The sequence below is a fragment of the Bradyrhizobium sp. WSM2254 genome (genome assembly GCF_000472645.1).
Lineage (GTDB): Bacteria > Pseudomonadota > Alphaproteobacteria > Rhizobiales > Xanthobacteraceae > Bradyrhizobium > Bradyrhizobium niftali.
On record NZ_AXAB01000003.1, the window covers coordinates 42,315 to 61,596 of the forward strand.

At 64.2% G+C, this 19,282-nt stretch carries 16 protein-coding genes and 1 pseudogene; 8 read left to right on the forward strand and 9 right to left on the reverse strand.

The window, feature by feature from the left end:
* The first annotated feature begins 132 nt into the window (after positions 1-132).
* From A3M7_RS0105110 to ppx, 4 genes are all read left to right on the forward strand, one after another.
* A complete protein-coding gene (locus A3M7_RS0105110) occupies positions 133-675 on the forward strand; it encodes a CDP-alcohol phosphatidyltransferase family protein (RefSeq protein WP_027542953.1) in 543 nt (180 codons plus the stop codon).
* A gap of 90 nt (positions 676-765) precedes the next feature.
* On the forward strand, positions 766-1,443 hold the full coding sequence (locus A3M7_RS0105115; protein ID WP_027542954.1) for a DnaA ATPase domain-containing protein: 678 nt from the start codon (positions 766-768) through the stop codon (positions 1,441-1,443).
* 134 nt (positions 1,444-1,577) lie between these two features.
* Positions 1,578-3,767 (forward strand): RNA degradosome polyphosphate kinase, encoded by a 2,190-nt coding sequence (locus A3M7_RS0105120; RefSeq protein ID WP_027542955.1) that lies wholly within the window; start codon positions 1,578-1,580, stop codon positions 3,765-3,767.
* 15 nt (positions 3,768-3,782) lie between these two features.
* On the forward strand, positions 3,783-5,285 hold the full coding sequence (ppx, locus tag A3M7_RS0105125) for an exopolyphosphatase (RefSeq protein ID WP_027542956.1): 1,503 nt from the start codon (positions 3,783-3,785) through the stop codon (positions 5,283-5,285).
* Here ppx and A3M7_RS43725 read toward each other — a convergent pair.
* The 4 genes from A3M7_RS43725 to ndk all read right to left on the reverse strand — a co-directional run bounded on the left by A3M7_RS43725 (position 5,254) and on the right by ndk (position 10,485).
* Positions 5,254-6,414: a PepSY domain-containing protein gene (locus A3M7_RS43725; RefSeq protein ID WP_049823222.1), complete on the reverse strand. Its 1,161-nt coding sequence runs from the start codon at positions 6,412-6,414 to the stop codon at positions 5,254-5,256. The two genes, ppx and A3M7_RS43725, sit on opposite strands and share 32 nt — an antisense overlap.
* A gap of 106 nt (positions 6,415-6,520) precedes the next feature.
* Positions 6,521-8,542 (reverse strand): TonB-dependent siderophore receptor, encoded by a 2,022-nt coding sequence (locus tag A3M7_RS0105135; RefSeq protein WP_198033703.1) that lies wholly within the window; start codon positions 8,540-8,542, stop codon positions 6,521-6,523.
* Between the two features lie 530 nt (positions 8,543-9,072).
* Positions 9,073-9,933, reverse strand: coding sequence for a TerC family protein (locus A3M7_RS0105140; RefSeq protein ID WP_027542958.1), 861 nt, complete (start codon positions 9,931-9,933; stop codon positions 9,073-9,075).
* A gap of 129 nt (positions 9,934-10,062) precedes the next feature.
* The gene (gene ndk, locus A3M7_RS0105145) at positions 10,063-10,485 is read right to left on the reverse strand and encodes a nucleoside-diphosphate kinase (RefSeq protein WP_011086893.1); all 423 of its coding nucleotides are present in this window, start codon (positions 10,483-10,485) and stop codon (positions 10,063-10,065) included.
* A gap of 311 nt (positions 10,486-10,796) precedes the next feature.
* Here ndk and A3M7_RS0105150 point away from each other — a divergent pair, with 311 nt between their 5' ends.
* The 3 genes from A3M7_RS0105150 to A3M7_RS0105160 all read left to right on the forward strand — a co-directional run bounded on the left by A3M7_RS0105150 (position 10,797) and on the right by A3M7_RS0105160 (position 13,377).
* The gene (locus A3M7_RS0105150) at positions 10,797-11,048 is read left to right on the forward strand and encodes a hypothetical protein (RefSeq protein ID WP_027542959.1); all 252 of its coding nucleotides are present in this window, start codon (positions 10,797-10,799) and stop codon (positions 11,046-11,048) included.
* Between the two features lie 215 nt (positions 11,049-11,263).
* Positions 11,264-11,443 (forward strand): hypothetical protein, encoded by a 180-nt coding sequence (locus A3M7_RS0105155; protein WP_027542960.1) that lies wholly within the window; start codon positions 11,264-11,266, stop codon positions 11,441-11,443.
* 71 nt (positions 11,444-11,514) lie between these two features.
* Positions 11,515-13,377, forward strand: a complete 1,863-nt coding sequence (locus A3M7_RS0105160) for an ABC-F family ATP-binding cassette domain-containing protein (RefSeq protein WP_027542961.1) — start codon at positions 11,515-11,517, stop codon at positions 13,375-13,377.
* Between the two features lie 123 nt (positions 13,378-13,500).
* Here A3M7_RS0105160 and A3M7_RS0105165 read toward each other — a convergent pair whose 3' ends face one another.
* The 5 genes and pseudogenes from A3M7_RS0105165 to A3M7_RS0105180 form a co-directional block, all read right to left on the reverse strand.
* Complete coding sequence (locus tag A3M7_RS0105165; protein ID WP_027542962.1) at positions 13,501-14,172, reverse strand: 3'-5' exonuclease; 672 nt, start codon at positions 14,170-14,172, stop codon at positions 13,501-13,503.
* Between the two features lies 1 nt (position 14,173).
* Positions 14,174-15,553 carry a putative nucleotidyltransferase substrate binding domain-containing protein gene (locus A3M7_RS0105170; protein ID WP_245284206.1) on the reverse strand — a complete coding sequence of 460 codons (1,380 nt, stop codon included), beginning with the start codon at positions 15,551-15,553 and terminating at the stop codon, positions 14,174-14,176.
* A 150-nt stretch (positions 15,554-15,703) separates the two neighbouring features.
* Positions 15,704-16,051, reverse strand: a pseudogene (locus tag A3M7_RS50380) (cyclic nucleotide-binding domain-containing protein); the annotation flags it as partial.
* 42 nt (positions 16,052-16,093) lie between these two features.
* Positions 16,094-17,743: a cation acetate symporter gene (locus A3M7_RS0105175; protein ID WP_049823239.1), complete on the reverse strand. Its 1,650-nt coding sequence runs from the start codon at positions 17,741-17,743 to the stop codon at positions 16,094-16,096.
* A 38-nt stretch (positions 17,744-17,781) separates the two neighbouring features.
* The gene (locus A3M7_RS0105180) at positions 17,782-18,084 is read right to left on the reverse strand and encodes a DUF485 domain-containing protein (RefSeq protein WP_027542965.1); all 303 of its coding nucleotides are present in this window, start codon (positions 18,082-18,084) and stop codon (positions 17,782-17,784) included.
* Positions 18,085-18,405: 321 nt separating this feature from the next.
* Between A3M7_RS0105180 and A3M7_RS0105185 the strand changes: the two genes are divergently transcribed.
* Complete coding sequence (locus A3M7_RS0105185; protein ID WP_027542966.1) at positions 18,406-19,197, forward strand: class I SAM-dependent methyltransferase; 792 nt, start codon at positions 18,406-18,408, stop codon at positions 19,195-19,197.
* Positions 19,198-19,282 lie beyond the last annotated feature (85 nt).

A 19,282-nucleotide genomic window follows, 5' to 3' on the forward strand; every position in this document is an offset into this window, starting at 1 on the left:
GGCTGGTTACGTCGAATTCCGGGGACGCGCAATGGCTCGCATGGCGCTCGGCGCCATACTATGTAGATATCAACGGGTTCAGCCTTCAAAGAGGCCGGATTCGAGGTCAGGCCGGGTGCCGGGAAGCGCCGCGTGAGTATTCCGAACATCATTACCCTGGGCCGCATCATGCTGGTCCCGATCATTGTCTGGGCCATCGTGTCGAGCCAAATGGAGGTGGCTTTCGCCGTCTTCCTGATTGCCGGGATCAGCGATGCCGTGGACGGGTTCCTCGCCAAGCGCTTCAACATGACCAGCGAGCTCGGCGCCTTGCTCGATCCGCTCGCTGACAAGGCGCTGCTCGTCTCGATCTATATGTCGCTCGGCATCTGGGGCGCGATTCCGCGCTGGATCGTGATCCTGGTGGTATCCCGCGACATCATGATCGTCGCCGCCGTGATCGTGTCCTGGCTGTTTGACCGGCCCGTCGAAATGAAGCCGTCGAAAGTGTCGAAGCTCAACACGGTCGCCCAGGTGGCATTCGCAGCGCTGGTGCTGGCCGCGCTTGCCTTCGGTTTCAAGCCGGCGCCCTATGATATTATCCTGATGGGTCTCGTTACGATCTTCACGCTCTCCTCCGTGTCGCTCTATCTCGTCGAGTGGGTGCGGCACATGAGCACGATCGAGGCCAAATGAGCGTGAACCGGCCCCGCAAAGGGCCAACTCACGCCCGATAGGTCGAATCTTTCAACCGAGGCCGGCCGTCCGGCATGGAGCAAAGCAAGCGTGGCAGGCCGCGTTCACCCCCGACAATTGGCGTTCTCGCTTCCGCACGCGGAGAGCCTCAGCCGGGACAATTTCCTCGAAGGCCCCGCCAACGCTGCCGGCCTTGCCCTGATCGACGGCTGGCCGGAATGGCCGAACCGGATCATGTGGCTGGCCGCCCCCGAAGGCAGCGGCAAGAGCCATCTCGCCGCGATCTGGGCCGCGGAGGCCGGCGCCCGCTCGACCACGGCCAATGCGTTGACCGCCGCAGGCGTTCCCGGTGCACTCGCCACCGGCGCGCTGGTGGTCGAGGATCTCAAGGCCAAGGACTTTGACGAGCGCGCCCTCTTCCACCTGATGAACCTTGCCCGCGAGGACGGCGCTTATATCCTGTTCACCGGGCGCGAGGTGCCCGCTTCGCTGGATATCGAGCTCCACGACCTGCGCTCGCGGCTGCGCGCCGTACCGGTGGTCACGCTGCTCCCCCCCGACGACCAGCTCTTCCGTGGCCTGATCGTCAAATTCTGCGCCGACCGCCAGCTCTCCGTGGACGAGAGCGTGGTGAGCTACCTCGCCACGCGCCTGGAGCGATCCTCGGCCGCCGCCCGGCGGGCCGTCGAACTGCTCGACAGCGAGGCCCTGCGGCTCGGGCGCCCCGTGACCCGGGCGCTGGCCGCCGAGCTGCTCCGGGACGCCTGACCCCGCCCAACGCCGCTTGACGGCGCGGAACTGCGGAACATCAATGTCATCGAAACGTCATCGCCCTAACACATGCTCCCGCCGGTTTTGCGCGTAGGTCGCAAATTGGGGCTAACTGGATGGACCGACTTCTCATGGACTCCGCTCAAGCTATTGAAACAAAAGAAAAAGACGCGGAAGCCGAGAGCCTGCCGGCGATCGCCTCGAGCCCCGAGCGATTCATCAACCGCGAGCTCTCCTGGCTGCATTTCAACCGCCGCGTCCTGGAGGAATCGGTCAATCCCAGCCATCCCGTGCTGGAGCGGGTGCGATTCCTGTCGATTTCCGCCAATAACCTCGACGAATTCTTCATGGTCCGCGTCGCCGGCATCAAGGCCCAGGTGCGCGAGGGCATTTCCGAGCGCAGCCCCGATGGCCTGACGCCGTCCGAGCAGCTCGCGCTGATCAACCGCACCGTCTCCCAGCTTGCCTCAGACCAGCAGGCGATCTGGCGCGACCTGCGCGCCACGCTGGCCGATGTCGGCATCGTGCTGGTGGACGGCAAGGAGGTCACCAAGGCGGAGCGGACCTGGATCGAGGACTACTTCCTCAACAACGTGTTCCCGCTGCTGACGCCGCTCGCGATCGACCCGGCCCACCCCTTCCCGTTCATTCCGAGCCTCGGCTTCACCATCGCGCTCCAGCTTACGCGCGCCGCCGACGGCAAGCAGATGAACGCGCTGATCCGAATGCCCGGCAAGATCGACCGCTTCATTCGCCTTCCGGCGGAGGGCACGGTACGGCTGATCTCGCTGGAACAGGCCACCGCCCTGTTCATCAACCGCCTGTTCCCCGGCTACAATCTGCATGGCCAGGGCGCCTTCCGCATCATCCGCGACTCCGAGCTCGAAATCGAGGAAGAGGCCGAGGACCTCGTCCGCCTGTTCGAGACCGCGCTGAAACGCCGCCGCCGCGGATCGGTGATCCGGCTCGAGATCGACGCCAAGATGCCGGAGCAGCTGCGCAACTTCGTGCAGCATGCCCTCTCCGCCGCCGACGACGAAGTATTCCTGGTCGACGGCGTGCTCGCTATGAACGAGCTCTCGCAGCTCACTCGCCTCGACCGGCCCGACCTCGAATTCACCCCTTACGTGCCGCGCCATCCCGAGCGCGTGCGCGAGCATGGCGGCGACATCTTTGCCGCGATCCGGCAGAAGGACCTCGTCGTCCATCACCCCTACGAATCCTTCGACGTGGTGGTGCAGTTCCTCCAGCAGGCCACGCGCGACCCCGATGTCGTCGCGATCAAGCAGACGCTCTACCGCACCTCCAACAACTCGCCGATCGTGCGCGCGCTCGCCGAAGCCGCCGAGGCCGGCAAGTCCGTCACCGCGCTGATCGAGCTGAAGGCGCGCTTCGACGAGGAGGCCAACATCCGCTGGGCGCGCGACCTCGAACGCGCCGGCGTGCAGGTCGTCTACGGCTTCCTCGAACTGAAGACGCACGCAAAGCTCTCCATGGTGGTGCGCCGCGAGGGCGGCAGCCTCACGACCTACGTCCACACCGGCACCGGCAATTATCACCCGGTCACCGCGCGCATCTACACCGACCTGTCCTACTTCACCTCGGAGCCGACCATCGGCCGCGACGCCGCGCGCGTCTTCAACTTCATCACCGGCTATGCCGCGCCGAGCGATCTGGAAAAGATGGCGGTGTCGCCGCTGACCTTGCGCAAGCGCATCATCGAGCACATCCAGGGCGAGACCGCGCATGCGCGGCATGGCCGCCCCGGCGCGGTCTGGATGAAGATGAACGCGCTGGTCGACCCCGACATCATCGACGCGCTCTACGAGGCCTCGCAGGCCGGCGTCCAGGTCGAGCTCGTGGTGCGCGGCATCTGTTGCCTGAGGCCCGGCATTCCCGGCCTGTCGGAGAACATCCGCGTCAAGTCGATCATCGGGCGCTTCCTGGAACACGGCCGAATCTACTGCTTCGGCATGGGCCAGGGCCTGCCGAGCGCGAAAGCGGCTGTGTATATCTCCTCGGCCGACATGATGCCGCGCAACCTCGACCGCCGCGTCGAGGTGCTGTGTCCGCTGCAAAATCCTACGGTGCATCAGCAGGTTCTCGAGCAGATCATGGTCGCGAATCTGAAGGACAATGAGCAGAGCTGGCAATTGTTGCCGGACGGGTCCTCGACGCGTATGAAGACCGCGAAGGGCGAGGAGCCTTTCAACGTCCACAACTACTTCATGACAAATCCGAGTCTATCTGGCCGTGGAAAGTCGCTCAAGGAATCCTCGCCGCGCCGTCTCACGCGCCGTAATGAACGTCATCAATCCTGATCCGGGATCGTGGACGTGAAGCGGCCGCGTAAGCGCGGCTCGAGCGTCGCGGTCATCGACATCGGTTCCAACTCGGTCCGTCTCGTCGTCTACGAGGGACTGACGCGGAGCCTGATTCCGATCTTCAACGAGAAGACGCTGTGCGGCCTCGGGCGCGAGGTGCAGAGCACGGGCCTGCTCGCGCCCGACGCCGTCGACAAGGCGTTGACCTCGCTGAAGCGGTTCCGCGCGCTGTGCCGCGTGATGCAGGTCGGACGCGTGTTCGCGATCGCGACCGCTGCCTGCCGCGACGCCTCCAACGGCCCCGACTTCATCGCCAAGGCCGAGCGCATCTGCGCCGTCAAGATCGAGATCCTGTCGGGTCCGCGCGAGGCGCGGCTGTCGGCGCTGGGCGTGATCTCCGGCATCCACCACCCCGACGGCATCGTCGGCGACCTCGGCGGCGGCTCGCTCGAACTGATCGACGTGCGCAGGAACAGCGTGCGCAGCGGCGTGACCCTGCCGCTCGGCGGGCTCGCGCTCCAGGACCTCGCGCACAAATCGCTCAAGCGCGCCGACCGTATCGTGCGCGAGGAGCTCGACGAGGTGCCGCAGCTCAAGGCGGGTAGCGGCCGCACATTCTACGCCGTCGGCGGCACCTGGCGCGCGCTCGCGCGCATCCACATCATCCAGAGCGGCTATCCGCTCCAGGTGATGCACGGCTATTCCATCTCCGCGGCCGAGGCGCTCGACTTTTCGCGTCGCCTCCGCCGTCTCGCGGCGGCCGACATGCTCGCCGACATCGAGATCGTCGCCGATGCGCGGCGCCCGCTCCTCACCTATGCGGCGCTGGTGCTCGAACACATCATCCGGGTGGCGAAGCCCAAGACCATCGTGTTCTCGACCTTCGGTGTGCGCGAGGGCCTGCTGCACGAGAAGCTGCCGGAGACCGAGCGCAACAAGGACGGGCTGATCTGCGCGGCCGAAGAGCTCAATCAGCTGCTGTCGCGCTCGGCCAAGCACGCCCGTGAGCTGATCGCCTGGACCGATCGCCTGGCGCGCGTGGTGAAGCTGCGCGAGACGGACGAAGACCGCCGCTTGCGCCACACCGCGTGCCTGCTCTCCGACATCGGCTGGCGCGTGCATCCCGATCACCGCGGCGAGCAGACGCTCAGCCTCGTCGTCAACGGCAATTTCGGCGCGATCACCCACACCGAGCGCGCCTTTGTCGGCCTGTCCGTGTTCTATCGCTATGCGGGCCTCAGCGAGGAAAACCAGCCGCCGGCCACCACGCAGGAGTTGCTGACGCCGGCCCAGCTCGACCGCGCCCGCCTGCTCGGCGCGGCATTCCGCGTCGCGCATCTGATCTCGGCGGCACGGCCAGGCGTGCTGCCCGCCACCCATTTCCGCAGCCAGGGCCGCAAATTGATGCTGGTGTTCGAGCACCGTCTCGGCGACATCGTCGCCGACCGCGTCGGCAGCCGCTTCCGCCAGCTCGCCCGCCTGGTCAACCGGGCCGGCTCGATCGTGCGGCGGTAGCCCGTTCGCCGGCCCACACCTTCCCAAGACGTCTTTTGAGCCACATCATCAAGCCGCTGACGAACAGGGCGAGCGGTGCGAAGCCGGCTGCGAACACAAGCAGGCGCCCCGCGAGTCCGAACGTCGCGCCGTTGTGGAGCCAGAGCTGTTCGGCCAGATAGCGGTCCCCCATCGACAGGGTGCCCGGCGTGCGGTCGTGCACCACCGCGCCGCTCCATGGATCGAGCCAGATCGCCCCTCGTGCCCGTACGGCGGGATCGGCACCATCGGGACGAAACTGCACGCGCCAGGTGTTGCGCGTTGCGGTCGGCGGATTGAACATCGCAATCACAACGCCGGGCTTGGCCGCCCGCGCCATTTGCGCGATCGCATCGGCTGGGAGCAGCGGGGTCCCCGCCGGAGGCGGCATTTCGACCCGCGGCGAGCGATCAGGCGTCGGTTGCGACAGAAGACCAACGATGGGACGCACCACGTCGGGAAAAACGATGCCGACGCCGGTGATTGAGATCCCCAGGAGCACGAACAGCGCCCAAAAGCCTGCCGCACTATGAACGTCCAGGACCAATCGAAGCGGTGAGACGTTCTTGCGCACCGAGACCGACCGCCAGAAAAGGCCAGGCCTCGGCCACCACAGGAAGAGGCCCGATATGGCCAATCCGAGCAGCACGAAGCCGGCCACGCCGACCAGCTCCCTGCCCCAGAACTCATAGAGCAACAGCGTGTAGTGGAGACGATAGACCTTGAGCGCGAACGCGTTGACGTAGTCGCGCCGCCCGAGCACTTTTCCGTTCGAAGGATCGACCATGGTCGTCCAACGATTCGGGTAGCTACCTGCTGCGGTTTCGTGCGTATGGATCACGATCCAGACCGGCCAGGTCCGCTCCGGCGCCAGGATCGTGGCAATCGGCGCTGGATCCGCTGCAGCGGCGGCGCGCATCACTTCCGATAATGTGACCCTTTGCTCCGGACCAGCGGGAGTATAGAGCGCTGGATTCAGGGCGACATCGATCTCCCGGTAGAAGACGATGAAACTTCCGGTCAGACCTATCAACACCACGACGATGCCGACGATCAATCCGAACCATCGGTGCGCCCACAGCAGCGCGTGCCGCGCGCGTCCGGGCATCATTCTGGATCGGGCGGGCACGGAGCCGTGTTGTCGCGGCGCCCTGATCGTTTTGTCCATTCAGAGCACCCGCCGTCTGCGCCTGATCTGGCTCCGCAGCCGGCCCGGCTCAGAAATCGGTCGACATCGACAATAGCAGGGTTCGTGGCGTGCCTTGTGCCAGTGCTGAGAAGCTCGCCACGCCAGCCCAGTAGTTGGTATCGAACACGTTCTGAACCAGGGCCCGGAGCGTGACGGGCCGGTTGTTGATGCGCGTGGTGTAGCGGGCACCAAGGTCGAGCCGAGTCCAGGCCGGAACGACCTGCGTGTTCGCCCCATCCAGATATTGATGCCCGGTATAGATGGTGTTCGCGACCAGCGTCAGTCCGGGTGCGAACGGCGTGTCCCATTCGGCGGACAGATTGGCCTGCACCTGAGGCACGCCGATCGGCGTCTTGCCGAGATTGGCCAGCGAGCTCGTCTTTGTCAGCTCCGCGTCGATCAACGTCACGCCGCCGAGGACGCGAATGCCCGGCTGCACTTCTCCAAACACGGTGAACTCGACGCCGCGATTGCGCTGTTCGGCGTCGGCCCGGAAGACCTTGTCGGCACCCAGCTGTCCCGACGGCTTGGTGATCTCGAACAGACTGATCGTGGTGGCCAGCATTCCAAGGTCGACCTTGACGCCCGCTTCCTTCTGCTTGCTGAAATACGGCGCCAGGACCTCTCCTTGATTGCTCGCCGTCGTCGGTGCGATGTCGCCTTTGCTCAGTCCTTCGATGTAATTGGCGTAGAGCGAAACGTTGCTCCAGGGCTTGACGACCACACCGACCATCGGTGTGAACGCCGTCTGGTCGTAGGCGGAGGTAACGGCTCCCGTGGTGGTGTTGTAGTTGTTCGACTTGACGCCCTGTTGCCTGACGCCCACGGTCAGCTGAAGGCGCTCCTGGAAAACGGACATGGTGTCGGCCATTGCAAGGCCGGTCAGCTCGGTATCCGACAGCTTCGGAACGGTCGCGGGAGCCGGAACCAGCTGCTCGGGCCGGGCGATCGGCGCATAGATGTTGGACAACACCGGCGTGCCGGACACGGAGCCTCGCGCGATCTGATCTGTGTAGTAGCTCCCCTGGAAGGTCACCGCGTGACTGATCGCGGCGGTTTCGAACCGGGCGCGCACACCGGCGTCGGCCACGTTCCTGTCGATGTCGAATTTGAAATGCCCCGGCGTCGACGTGGTGTTGCCCGCCGCGTTCAGGATCGTCGGCGTCCCAAACAGGCGATCGACCTGGGTCCTGCCGCCACCGCCGTCGGCGAACACCGTCACGGACTCAGTCACATCGTATTCGGCGCGCGCCAGCAGCGAGTTGTCGTGAACCTTGGCCCATTCCCAGGCCTGCGTGACGTTGCGCCGCCCGACCGGCGCGGTCGGGACGGCTACGCCGGTTGCGACCAGAAACGGCCGCGTGGGCGCGTCGAACTTTTCTTCCTGATCGATGAAGTCGAGCGAAGCTCTGAATCTCTCACCGCGGTAATCGAACGCCGCGGCACCCACATGTGCCTCCCGGCTCTGATTGTCCAGCGGCGCATCGCCATTGTGGTAGCTGCCATTGACGCGAATTCCGAATTCGCGGTTCTCGCCGAACCGGCGGCTGACGTCGAGATGCGTGCCGAACTGGGAGTTCGTCGCATAGTCGGTCGTAACCCGCGTGAGATCGACATCGCCGGCACGCTTCGGAACGACGTTGATGGTGCCGCCAACGCTACTGTTTGGGGCCATGCCGTAAAGCAGCGCGGTCGGCCCCTTGATGATCTCGATCCGTTCGACGTAGTCCGTGAACACACGGTAGTTCGGCGCGACACCGTAGACGCCGTTGAAGGCGATTTCTCCGACATTCCCCTCGCCGACCGGAAACCCGCGGATGAAGAAGGAGTCGAGAATCCCGCCGGTCTGGCCCGTGAACCGAACCGAAGGGTCGTTGCTGACGACGTCGGCGACCGTCGTGGCCTGTTGATCTTCGATCTTCTTTGCCGTGTAACTCGTGATGTTGAACGGCGTATTCATGAAATCCTTGTTGCCGAGGAGACCAACCTGTCCTCCGCGTGCCACCTGCCCGCCCGCGTAGGACGGCGGCAGCGCGCCCGGTTTCGGCATTACGGGATTTGCTTCCGCCTGCACCGCGGCCCGCCCGGTTGCAGGCGAACCGCCGCGGGCCGCCCTTCGGCCTGGACTGGAGCGTGGTCGGGCGCGCAGCTTGCGCGCATCTGCGACAACGGTCACCGCCGGCAAGTCGGTCCCGCGCGCCGCTTCCGGCGCGGCGCCTTGAGCGTTGGTGTGCCGCGGCAGGCCAGCGCTGAACAAGGCGACGGTGGCGACCGAGGCCGCGAACGCCGTCGGTCTGGAGAGCCTCGGAAGCGCTTTGACGGTAGACGCCAGAACGGCAATGGGACGGCAAATGACTCTCGATGGCATCTCGCAGCGGCTTCCGGTTTTGATAAATGAATGCCGGAGCGACGTGCCGCGGGAACGGTCACCGAGTCAATAAAAAGCCCTTTATTTTCAGTAGTTTAGAATAAGACAACGTCTAATCGCGGGGAGAACGCGAAACGTTGCGCCGGCCTGCTGATCCGGCGCTGCTTCCGCAGATGAGATCCGGCTCAGTGCAGGTTCCGCGGCCGCCGAGGTTATTCCGCTGAAACCTTGGCGTGGCGCTCGGAGGATTCCAGCGCGGCCTGGCTCAGGCTGCGCCGGCGCCAGATGGTGCCGACGACCAGCACGACGACGACGCCGAGCGCCGCACAGAGATATTCGCCGCCTCCGCCGCCATGGCCGAATTGGGCCGGGATGCGCAGTACGCCGAGCATGTTGTCCAGCGAGGCGCCGAGCGGGCCGTCGAACAGCGAGTGGAGCTTCGGTGCGACGCCGGGATCGGTCGCGATCACCTCGCCCGCGATCCAGCCGAGCAGCGCGGCGCCAGCCCAGACCAGGACCGGCAGCTTTGCCAGCAGCGCCATGATCAGCGCGGCACCGGCGACGATCAGCGGCACGCTGATGGCAAGACCCAGCACCAGCAAGGGCACGCTGCCATTGGCAGCGGCGGCGACCGCAATGACGTTGTCCAGGCTCATGACGATGTCGGCGACGACGACGATCTGCACCGCCTGCCACAGATGCGAGGCGGACTCGACGCCGTCCTCGTCCTCGTTCTCCGGCACCAGGAGCTTGGCCGCGATCACGATCAGCGCGAGACCGCCGACGAGCTTGAGATACGGCAGCTCCATCAGGCTCGCGACGATGCCGGTGAAGATGATCCGCAGCAGCACCGCCGCGCCGGCGCCCATGATCATGCCCCACAGCCGGTGCCGCGGCTTCAGGCCGCGGCAGGCGAGCGCGATCACCAGCGCGTTGTCGCCGGAGAGCAGGATGTTGATCCAGATGATCTTGCCGACCGCGATCCAGAAGGTCGGTTCGGCCATCTCGTTGCGAAACTGGGTGAAGAATGCCCCGATCGTAGCGGGATCGAAGATCTGCCAGAGCCAGTTCACAATGAGTCCTTTCGCCCCGTCGTCTCAAAAAGCGTGATTCGGAACAGTGAAGCGGTTTTCCGAAAAGATCACGCCCAAACAATAGATTGAAGCGCGATGACTGTCATCGCGCTTCAATCGGCTGAATGATCAGCCGACGATCTCGTTGCCCGAGAAGAACTGCGCGATCTCGATCGCGGCGGTCTCCGGCGCATCCGAACCGTGTGCGGAGTTCTCGCCGATCGACTTTGCGTAGAGCTTGCGGATGGTGCCTTCGGCCGCCTTGGACGGATCGGTCGCGCCCATCGCGTCGCGGTACTTGGCGACGGCGTTCTCGCCTTCGAGCACCTGGACGACCACCGGGCCCGAGGTCATGAACTCGACGAGCTCGCCGAAGAACGGGCGCGCCTTGTGGACGGCATAGAAGGTCTCGGCCTGTTCCTTGGTCATGCGGATGCGCTTCTGCGCAACGATGCGCAGGCCCGCCTTTTCGATCACGGCGTTAACCGCACCGGTCAGATTGCGCGCGGTCGCGTCGGGCTTGATGATCGAGAAAGTACGTTCGATGGCCATGATCTTGTCCTTGAGAAGAAAGCAGTGGTTCGGAGTTGCGGGGCTTATATCGGCGCCTTTGCCAGACGGCAAGCGACCGCCAAAACCCGCCTCCCGGGCGGTTCGCCGCAGGCCGCCCCGGCGCATCCGGCCATGGATTACCGAGATTTCATCCAGATGAACCCAATCTGAAGCCCCCATTCAGGCTTTGGTTCAGCTTCGCCGGCGTAAGGTTGGGTCTATCGAAACCAAAGCCTGATCATCAGGCAGACAGTTTCGGCGGCCTTTCCATCGACGCGATACCCCGCGCCGGCAGTTTTGAGGAGATCACCATGTTGAGGAAACTTTCGCTTGCCGCTGTCGCTGCGGTCGCGCTGGGTGCCGCGCTGGCACCGACCTCGGCCTCTGCTCACTGGCATGGCGGCGGCTGGGGCTGGCACGGCGGCGGCTGGCATCACGGCTATGGCTGGGGTGGCCCGCGCTACTATGCCCCCGTCTCCTACGGTTATGGCGGCTGCTATGTGCGCCGGCTGGTCCCGACCCCCTGGGGACCCCGCTGGCGGATGATCAACCGCTGCTACTGAGCCCGCAGCACCTTAACTTAAGGGTGCCGCCCGCCCCCCACGGCACCTTCCAAGAGAGGCCCCGGCGATCCCCCCGCCGGGGCCTCGTTTTTGAGCAGGCACGACGAATTCATACAATTATTGCTAGAACGCCGGACATTCCCCACGAGCGGCGAAACCATTTGGAGGCCAACGACTTGGTACCGTGTCGTTACTCTGCAACATGGAACTTCGTCATGACGGGCTTTTTCGCCAATGACAGCGAACAGATCGACCGGCGCACCAGCCGCTCGATTTGCGATGCCGTGGGCGAACGGCTTCAGCAGAGTCTCCGCCCCGACCCCCGGCTGCCGACGCATCTCGAACAGCTCCTCAACGAGCTGAAGAAGCGCGACCGCGAAGGCGGCGCTCACTGACAGGCCGTAGACATAGAACGGGCAGCGCAAAAACGGGTTGCGTTTGATCCCGGCTGCGGTGACAAGGCCGCATGCTGTCCATCACCGACCTCTCCATCCGCCTCGCCGGACGCCTTTTGATTGACCAGAGTTCCGTGCAGATCACGCCCGGATCGCGCGTCGGCATGGTCGGGCGCAACGGCACCGGCAAGTCGACGCTGTTCAAGGTGATCCGCGGCGAGCTCGCGGCCGAGCACGGCACGGTGACCCTGCCCCCACGCTGGCGCGTCGGCAGCCTCGCGCAGGAGGCGCCGAACGGCCCCGAGAGCCTGATCTCGGTCGTGCTCAAGGCCGACCTCGAACGCGACGCACTGCTCGCCGAAGCCGAGAGTGCCACCGATCCGCACCGGATCGCCGAGATCCAGACCCGGCTGGTCGACATCGACGCGCATTCGGCGCCGAGCCGTGCTGCCGCGATCCTCTCCGGCCTCGGCTTTTCCGCCGCCGATCAGCTCCGGCCCTGCGCCGAATTCTCCGGCGGCTGGCGCATGCGCGTCGCGCTCGCCGCGACGCTGTTCGCGGCCCCCGACCTGCTGCTGCTCGACGAGCCCACCAATTATCTCGATCTCGAAGGCACGCTATGGCTCGAGGATCACCTCGCGCATTATCCGCGCACGGTGATCGTGATCAGCCACGACCGCGACCTCCTGGAAAGCTCGGTCGACCAGATCCTGCATCTGGAGCGCGGCAAGCTCACGCTCTACAAGGGCAGCTACTCCTCCTTCGAGGAGCAGCGCGCCGCGCGTGAGCTGCTCGATGCGAAGGCGGTCAAGCGCCAGGAGGCCGAACGCGCGCGCCTGCAAGCCTTCGTCGACCGCTTCAAGGCCAAGGCCTCCAAGGCCCGCCAGGCGCAATCGCGCGTGAAGATGCTGGAGCGGCTGAAGCCGATCACCGCACTGGTCACCGAGGACGTGCGCGAGATCAGCTTCCCTGCGCCGGAAAAAATCCTGTCGCCGCCGATCATCGCCGTCGACAACGCCGCGGTCGGCTATGATCCGGCGACGCCGGTGCTCGGCCGCGTCACCTTGCGCATCGACAATGACGACCGCATCGCGCTTCTCGGCGCCAACGGCAACGGCAAGTCGACGCTGGTGAAGCTGCTCGCCGGCCGCCTCGCGCCGTTCTCGGGCAAGGTCACGCGCGCCGACAAGCTGTCGATCGCCTATTTCGCGCAGCATCAGCTCGACGAATTGAACGAGGACGCCTCCGCCTACGATCACGTCCGCAAGCTGATGGGCGATGCGCCGGAAGCGAAAGTGCGTGCACGCGCCGGTGCGATCGGCTTTTCCGGCAAGGCGGCCGACACCAAGGTGGCAAGGCTGTCGGGCGGCGAGAAGGCACGGCTGCTCTTGGGGCTTGCGACCTTCTTCGGCCCCAACATGATCATCCTGGACGAGCCGACCAACCATCTCGACATCGACAGCCGCGCCGCGCTCGCCGAAGCCATCAACGAATTCCCCGGCGCGGTAATCATGGTCTCGCATGATCGCTATCTGATCGAGGCCTGCGCCGACCGGCTCTGGATCGTCGCGGACCGCACCGTCACCAATTACGACGGCGACCTCGACGAATACCGCCGCCTGGTGCTGTCGGCGCGCAACAGCGAACCCGCCCCGCGCGAACGCGGCGCCGCAAGCGAGAAGCCGCCGCGTCCGAAGTCGGACAATCGCGGCTCGCTGAAGAAGCGCATTGCGGAAGCGGAAGCCGAGATCGCCCGCGTCAGCGACATCATCGCCAAGATCGATACCGCGCTATCGCTCCCCGACATCTTCACCCGCGACCCCAAGCAGGCCGCGCAGTTGTCGAAGGCGCGCGCGAATGCCGCCGACGCGCTGACGCGCGCGGAAGAGCAATGGCTTGAGGCGAGCACGCAGTTCGACGAGGCGGCGGGCTAGTCTGGCAGGCTGGGCTGGCGGGGGCCGGCTGAGGCTCCATCAAAATCCGAAACACAACCCCAAAATACCTGCACGATTCCATCTGTTACCATTGGGCAATCCGCTCCGCCGCGCTGGACCCGGTCATCCCCCGAACTGGTTGAAAACGGGGCTGGCACGTTGGCGCGCGATACGTACGCCGCGCCTGGTCAGATCGCGCAACTGCAGGAACATCATCGCAGTCATCAATGCGTCGTTGAAGGCATCGTGCTGCCCAAGAGACGGAATGCGGAGGTCGTGGAGGATCGCGGCGAACGACAGATCGACCGGGGTGTTCGGAGGCGCGTTGCCGTATTTGCGTTCGTAGTAAAGCCGCGACACTTCGATGCGTTCGTTGGGCAGCTCGATTCCCACCAGCGGCAGGATGTACTTGTCCAGCATGGCGATGTCGAAATCGACATAATAGCCGATCAGCGGGCGCGGCCCGATGAAATGCAGAAAGCCTGGCAGCACCTTCCAGACGATCGGCGACGCTTCGACGTCGGACCGGCGCAAGCGGTGAATCTTGATCGCCTCCGCCTCCAGTTCGCTATCGGGATGGACGATGGCTTCGAAACGCGCGCTGGTCAAAATCCGGTTGCCGCGGATCTTGATTGCGGCAATGGCGACAACGTCGTCCGTTCGTACATTCAGACCGGTGGTCTCGCAATCGATGACGACAAACTCGTCGTCCGGAGCGCGATCGAACATGAAGCGATACGATTGATCGCTCAGGGTCGCCTGGTGCAACAGTCGTTTGATCGCACGGGGCAGCATTCTAGAACACGCCGAGCTTGAAATGATGACCGACAGTTTCCCGAAATTTCTTCACCACCTGGAGCGCGTCACGCAATAGATGACGCTCCATGCTGGACAGTTGCGCCGGTCTCACCAGAGTCCCCGACGCGCCCGCGGATGCGGCCAGCTGCCCGTCGAGCCGAAGCATCAGCAGGAATCGGAAGGCTTGCTTCAGGTCGCGTCCAAAGTCCCGTTGCAGCACGCCGAGATCACAGAGCCGGGAAATCCGCTTGTCGGTGGAGGTCTCGCGCAGGCCCTGTTCGAGCGCCAGACTGCGAACGCCGTGCACGATGGGAAAGATTCCGCCCTTCTTGAGATCCAGCGCATCGCCGGTGCCCTCGGACGTGATCAGGTTGTTGAAGAGGCCGATCGGCGTTTCAAACGCGTCAACGGCGCGCGCGAAGTGGGCCATGAACGCCTGCTCGCCCCGGGTCATGTCGATCAGCGCCGTCTTGGCGTCGTTCAGGAGCTGCTCGTTGCCCGCGATCGCCTGCGCATCGTAGACGATGGCCACATTCATGTGCCCGGCCTGATCGGGAAGCACGATCCAGCGGCGCAAATCCGCGAGATAGTCCGAAAGTGGCCGGGACCATTGCGGATTGCGCACCATGATATCGCCCGGACAGGGCGGAAAGCCGAAGCTCTGCAGAGCGACGAAGAATTCCTGACGGAACGCCTCCAGGATTTCGCCCTGCATCGGACTTGCGAGGATAAGGCCGTTGTCCTGATCGGTACGGATGGTCTGCTCGCCCCGCCCTTCGCTTCCCATCACGATCAAGCAGCTGCTGGTGCGCAGCTCGGCCGGCGCGATCATTTCGAACAATCGAGACAGCAGGCGTCTGTTGAGGTCGGAGACAATCTCCGCAATGACCTCCACCTTGACCCCTTGCCGTCGCAGCACGCGCGTTTGCGTCTCGATTTCCCGCGCCGCGGTGGCGAGGTCCTGCTGACTCGAGGCTCGATCGATGCGGCCGGCGATGACTTGAGCGCTTCCCGCCAAGAACCCCAGCAGATCGATCTCCTCCAAAATACCGATGAGCTCTGCGCCGTCGCGCACGGCAACCCGCCGCTTGTTGTGCTTGGTCATGAGCAGGAGAGCCGAGGAGACGAAATCATCACGGCGCAGCGACACGATGTCGAAATTCGCGAGCTCGCCGACCGGCGTCTGGATGGACTGGCGACGCAGCACCACGGCCTTGGACAGGTTCATGCCGGTCACGATGCCGATCCGCTCGCCGTCCCGGACAAACAGCGCATTGCTGTTGATCTCGCGCATCAGATGCCCGGCGGCCTCGATCGTATCACTGGCGGCCAGAAACACCGGCGGATGCAGGAACAGTTCGCCGACCTTGGCGTGCATCAACGAGCCGTAGCGTCCCGTCTCCTCGTCGTTGGCGAGTTCGTCCAGCTTCCGGGATATCTCACGGTAGAAAAAAGCCGCAAAGCGCGGGTTCGCCTTGATCAGATTGAGCGCGACCTTCCTGGGGATCACGTAGCAAAGCGTCTCGTCGCGGGCGAGAAACTGGTGACCGCTATGGTCGTGAACGAGCGCGCGGCTGTCGAACGTGTCCTTGGGACCGAGCAATGCCAGCAGGTCGGCCTCGTTCCGCTCCTCGACGATGCCCTTGATCACGACATAGAGCGCCTCCGCCGGGACGTCCCGCCTGATGATCGCTTCGCCCGGACTGAAGTACCCGATGTCCAGCGCGGCCCGCAACGTCTCGGCCTCGCTCGGCGTCAGACGATCGAACGGCGGGTTGGTGATATCGAACGCCTTGGGCATTTCGGCCTTTCGAAGATGCGGACCATCCGATGATCCGACGACTGGCCATCGAAAGCGCAGCACCGGCCGGTCCATGTGAACCGGCCGGTACCGAAGCGACGTCCCGCGGATCCTCGCTTAGTGAGCCGTGGCCGAAGCAGCACCGATACCGGTCTGAGATCGGACATATTGCGCGTCAAAGCCATCGCGATCGGCCGCGGCGCGCCTGCTGCGGTCCAGGATCGAGACCAGCCAGATCCCCGCAAAGGCGAGCGCCATCGAGAACAGCGCAGGATTGTCCAACTTGATGGGAGCCGACCCCTTGGCGAAGCCAAGCGTCGCCTCCCAGACTGCCGGCGAGAGGACCACGCCCACAACCGCGCTGAACAGCCCAAGGAAGCCACCGAACACGGCTCCCCGCGTCGTCAGGCCTCTCCAGAAGATCGACATCACCAGCACGGGGAAATTGCAGGACGCCGCGATCGCGAAAGCAAGGCCCACCATGAAGGCGACGTTCTGGTTCTCGAACACGATGCCCAGGAAGATCGCAAGCACGCCGAGCACCAGTGTCGCAATCTTCGAGACCCGGATCTCGTCCTGCTCGTTTGCGTTCCCGCCCTTGATCACCATGCCGTAGAGATCGTGGCTGATGGATGATGCCCCGGCCAGGGCCAAGCCTGACACGACGGCCAGGATTGTGGCAAAGGCAACGGCCGAAATGAAGCCAAGGAACAGATTGCCGCCGACGGCGTTCGCGAGATGGATCGCCGCCATGTTGGAGCCGCCCTTGATCGCCGCGATTCCGCTCTTGGTCTTCTCGAGAATGCTCCCGTCCAGAAACATCGCGTCGGTCGAAACCAGCGTGATCGCGCCAAAGCCGATGATGAAGGTCAGGATATAGAAATAGCCGATGAAACCCGTGGCGTAGAACACCGACTTGCGGGCCGCCTGAGCGTCCTTCACCGTGAAGAAGCGCATCAGGATGTGCGGCAGGCCCGCCGTTCCGAACATCAGCGCCAGACCGAGCGAGATGGCGGAGAGCGGATTGGAAATCAGGCTGCCGGGCTCCATGATCGCGAGTTTCTTGGGATGCACCTCGGTTGCCTTGGTGAACAGCGCTTCCGGGCTGAACCCGAACTTGTAGAGGACCGCGCCGGCCATGAACGTTGCGCCTGAGAGCAACAGCACCGCCTTGATGATCTGCACCCAGGTCGTCGCCTTCATCCCGCCGAACGTCACGTAGATCATCATCAGGCCGCCAACCAGGACGACCGCGATCCAGTAGTCGAGACCGAACAACAGCTGGATCAGCTTACCGGCACCGACCATCTGCGCGATGAGATAGAACGCAACTGTCACCAGCGAGCCGCACGCCGCCAGGATGCGGATCTCGGTCTGCCCGAGCCGAAACGACGTCACGTCGGCAAAGGTGAACTTTCCGAGGTTGCGCAATTGTTCGGCGATCAGAAAGGTGACGATCGGCCATCCCACCAGCCAGCCGACGGAGTAGATCAAGCCGTCGTAGCCCGAAGTATAGACGAGGCCCGATATGCCGAGGAAGGACGCCGCCGACATGTAGTCGCCTGCGATCGCAAGTCCGTTCTGGAAGCCTGTAATTCCGCCACCGGCCGAGTAGAAATCCGCGGCCGATGCGGTCCTCTTGGCGGCCCAATAGGTGATGACGAGAGTCAGGCCAACGAACCCGACGAACATGCCGATCGCCGACCAGTTGGTCGCCTGCTTGGAGCCGCCGTCGATGCTGCCGGCGGCGAGCGCAATGGTGGGCATGCTTGCGAGCAGGATCGCCGAGAGCCAAGAGAATTTTTTCACGGGCGGTTCTCCTCGACAACCTTGCGAATGAGCACGTCGTAACTGGAATTCGCCTGGCGGACATAGATACCCGTCAGCACGAAGGCGAGCACGATGACGGACAGTCCGATTGGAATGCCGATCGTCGTCACGCCGCTGCCCAGCGGTATCCCGAGGAACTTGGGAGCGTAGGCGACCAGCAGGATGAAGCCGAAGTAGATGACGAGCATAACTCCCGACAGCATCCAGCCCAGCGACGAACGTCGGCGCACGAGCTCCTGGTAGTTCGGATCGCGTTCAATCTTGGCGAGGTTGCTCACGTCAATGATCCCCTGGATGATCCTCTGAAATTTCTTGCCATGACGGATGCCCCTTCTCTCGAGGAGCTGTCCTAGCCTGCACTGACGGCCGGCCGGGCTCCATGATCCAGATCAAGCGCGGTCGCTCCTCGTGCGAATGTGTCTGCAGGCGGCGCGTCAAACGGAAACATCCGCGCCTGCCGACGAAATGGCCCGTGTCGCTTGCGCACATTTGGAGTTACGTTGGACGCAATTTGCGTCAGCGCACTTCGGCATTTTCGGCCCAAGCGATTTCCAACCCAGGCGATATGCAAACAAAGGTATGATGAAGGGATAACTCGAATGTCTGCACCCGAACCGATCAAGTTCACCGACGGCGTGGCTTACGAGCGCTTCATGGCCCCCTGGAGCCGATCGGCCGGCGCACTCTTCCTGGACTGGCTGGCGCCAGGCTCCGGATTGACCTGGGTCGATGTCGGTTGCGGCAATGGCGCGTTTACCGAGCTCATCCTTGCGACGTCCGCCCCGTCGTCCGTTTGCGCGATCGATCCCTCCGACGCGCAGATCGCGACGGCGCGCGCGAAACTATCGGCCAAACAGGTCGAGCTTTCGATCGGCGATGCCATGGCCCTTCCCTACGACGCCAACCGCTTTGACGTTGCGGTGATGGCGCTGGCGCTGTTCTTCGTCCCCGACGCGCACAAGGGCGCCGCGGAGATGGTCCGCGTCACCAGGCCCGGCGGCATGGTCGCGTCCTACACCTGGGACATCGTCCGGGGCGGCTCGCCCACGCAGCCGCTGTGGGAGGAGATGGACACTCTCGGCAAACCCGCACAGCGTCCGCCGAGTACGGATGTATCGCGGTTCGAGGCGCTGAAGTCGCTTTGGGCGGAGCTCGGCCTCCGCGAGGTCGAAACCCGCGAACTGGTTGTCGAGCGAACGTTTGCGAATTTCGATGACTACTGGCTGTCGATGGTCGTCAGCAGCCCGGCCGGCGTATTGGCAAGGCTGTCGGAGACGGAGAGCGCGGAGCTCATGCGCCGGCTGAGGGCAAGACTGCCGGCGAGCGCGAGCGGTGAGATCACGGTTCACGCCTCGGCCACCGCGATCAAGGGACGCAAAGCCGCTCGATGATGCGGACGGTCGCGAACGACGATCACCGCAATCCGGGGACCGGGCGGTCAGATCCTGTCGTTCGAATATGCAATGCAAGGACGGC

Coding starts and splice junctions, on each gene's coding strand:
- A3M7_RS0105155 (WP_027542960.1), top strand. CDS start 11,264: ATGACGGGCTTTTTCGCCAATGACAGCGAACAGATCGACCGGCGCACC.
- A3M7_RS0105185 (WP_027542966.1), top strand. CDS start 18,406: ATGTCTGCACCCGAACCGATCAAGTTCACCGACGGCGTGGCTTACGAG.
- A3M7_RS43725 (WP_049823222.1), bottom strand. CDS start 6,414: ATGATGCCCGGACGCGCGCGGCACGCGCTGCTGTGGGCGCACCGATGG.
- A3M7_RS0105175 (WP_049823239.1), bottom strand. CDS start 17,743: ATGCCCACCATTGCGCTCGCCGCCGGCAGCATCGACGGCGGCTCCAAG.
- A3M7_RS0105170 (WP_245284206.1), bottom strand. CDS start 15,553: ATGCACGCCAAGGTCGGCGAACTGTTCCTGCATCCGCCGGTGTTTCTG.
- ndk (WP_011086893.1), bottom strand. CDS start 10,485: ATGGCCATCGAACGTACTTTCTCGATCATCAAGCCCGACGCGACCGCG.
- A3M7_RS0105150 (WP_027542959.1), top strand. CDS start 10,797: ATGTTGAGGAAACTTTCGCTTGCCGCTGTCGCTGCGGTCGCGCTGGGT.
- A3M7_RS0105160 (WP_027542961.1), top strand. CDS start 11,515: ATGCTGTCCATCACCGACCTCTCCATCCGCCTCGCCGGACGCCTTTTG.
- A3M7_RS0105120 (WP_027542955.1), top strand. CDS start 1,578: ATGGACTCCGCTCAAGCTATTGAAACAAAAGAAAAAGACGCGGAAGCC.
- A3M7_RS0105135 (WP_198033703.1), bottom strand. CDS start 8,542: ATGCCGAAACCGGGCGCGCTGCCGCCGTCCTACGCGGGCGGGCAGGTG.
- A3M7_RS0105165 (WP_027542962.1), bottom strand. CDS start 14,172: ATGCTGCCCCGTGCGATCAAACGACTGTTGCACCAGGCGACCCTGAGC.